This window comes from Bacillus sp. HMSC036E02 (assembly GCF_001836235.1).
Taxonomy (GTDB): domain Bacteria; phylum Bacillota; class Bacilli; order Bacillales; family Bacillaceae_G; genus Bacillus_A; species Bacillus_A cereus.
In genome coordinates this window covers 26,260-27,660 of record NZ_KV827880.1, presented here as the reverse complement: position 1 = coordinate 27,660, position 1,401 = coordinate 26,260, and the positions used below count along the sequence as shown (strand labels likewise).

The following is a 1,401-nucleotide window of genomic DNA, read 5'->3' as shown; positions in this document are numbered from 1 at the left end:
AGCTCCATCCCCCTCCCATTCTGAACGAGCCGCTTGCGCTTTTAAAATTAAAAAGACAAAAACAGGTAGTTGCAAAATGAAGTTAGCCTTGTTATAATTTCATCATATGTGTTTCATCAATATAGTTGTGTATGCAGCTGAAGATGAAAAACTCTGTTTCGAAAATGATTCAGGGCGGAAGGAGATGAAAAGAATGAAAGCAGGAATTCACCCAGATTACAAGAAAGTTGTATTCATGGACACAAACACAGGCTTCAAATTCTTAAGCGGATCTACTAAAGGATCTAACGAAACTGTTGAGTGGGAAGATGGTAACACTTATCCATTACTAAAAGTTGAGATCAGTTCTGATTCTCACCCATTCTACACTGGACGTCAGAAGTTTGCTACTGCAGACGGACGCGTTGACCGCTTCAATAAGAAATACGGTCTTAAGTAATAAAAACATAAAACAGGCAAGTGTATGTATTCGCTTGTCTGTTTTTTTTGCGAAAATATTATACCTTTACCCTACTTTTAACTGAAAAGTAGATGAAAGGAGAGCTTCATGTACTTAATAAATCAAAATGGCTGGATTGAAGTGATTTGCGGTAGTATGTTTTCTGGCAAGTCAGAAGAGCTAATCCGCCGTGTGCGCCGTACGCAATTTGCAAAACAACATGCAATTGTATTTAAACCATGTATTGATAATCGATATAGTGAAGAAGATGTAGTATCACATAATGGATTAAAGGTAAAAGCAGTTCCTGTTTCAGCTTCAAAGGATATATTTGAACATATTACAGAAGAGCTGGATGTTATTGCAATCGATGAGGTGCAATTTTTTGATGGGGACATTGTGGAAGTGGTGCAAGTATTGGCAAATCGTGGCTATCGTGTCATTGTAGCTGGTTTAGACCAAGATTTCCGTGGTCTACCATTTGGACAAGTTCCTCAGCTGATGGCGATTGCTGAACATGTAACAAAACTACAAGCAGTATGTTCTGTATGTGGATCTCCAGCAAGTCGTACACAACGATTAATTGATGGAGAACCAGCGGCATTTGATGATCCAATTATTTTAGTTGGAGCTTCAGAATCGTATGAACCGCGTTGTCGTCATTGTCATGCAGTACCTGCAAACAAAGATAAGTAAAACTCGCTGCGCAAGGCGGGTTTTTTTCAAAATAGAGAGAATGAGCGGTGTGAGCCGCTTACGCTTTTAAATATATCTAGTTCTGGTGGCTAGCTCTTCGCATCTAAGAACCTTCCGCCCAAAAGGTAAAAAGCACCTTTAGGTCGAAAGAACCTTAGCTGGTCAGAGCTGAAAGAGCCACCGCCACTTTTAAATATATTATCTAGCTCCAGCGGCTAGAATCTCCGGCCATTTCGCTCTCTCGCTCGAAGCAAAAAGCGCTTCAA

At 40.1% G+C, this 1,401-nt stretch carries 2 protein-coding genes; both read left to right on the top strand.

Annotation, left to right across the window (positions count from 1 at the left end; translation table 11 throughout):
- Positions 1 to 193: 193 nt before the first annotated feature.
- Complete coding sequence (locus HMPREF2590_RS26295; protein ID WP_000643433.1) at positions 194 to 439, top strand: type B 50S ribosomal protein L31; 246 nt, start codon at positions 194 to 196, stop codon at positions 437 to 439.
- A 108-nt stretch (positions 440 to 547) separates the two neighbouring features.
- Positions 548 to 1,135, top strand: coding sequence for a thymidine kinase (locus tag HMPREF2590_RS26290; RefSeq protein ID WP_000280859.1), 588 nt, complete (start codon positions 548 to 550; stop codon positions 1,133 to 1,135).
- The last annotated feature ends 266 nt before the right edge of the window (positions 1,136 to 1,401 follow it).

Excerpts from the sequence above, each read along its gene's own strand:
- HMPREF2590_RS26295 (WP_000643433.1), top strand. The coding sequence starts at position 194 with ATGAAAGCAGGAATTCACCCAGATTACAAGAAAGTTGTATTCATGGAC.
- HMPREF2590_RS26290 (WP_000280859.1), top strand. The coding sequence starts at position 548 with ATGTACTTAATAAATCAAAATGGCTGGATTGAAGTGATTTGCGGTAGT.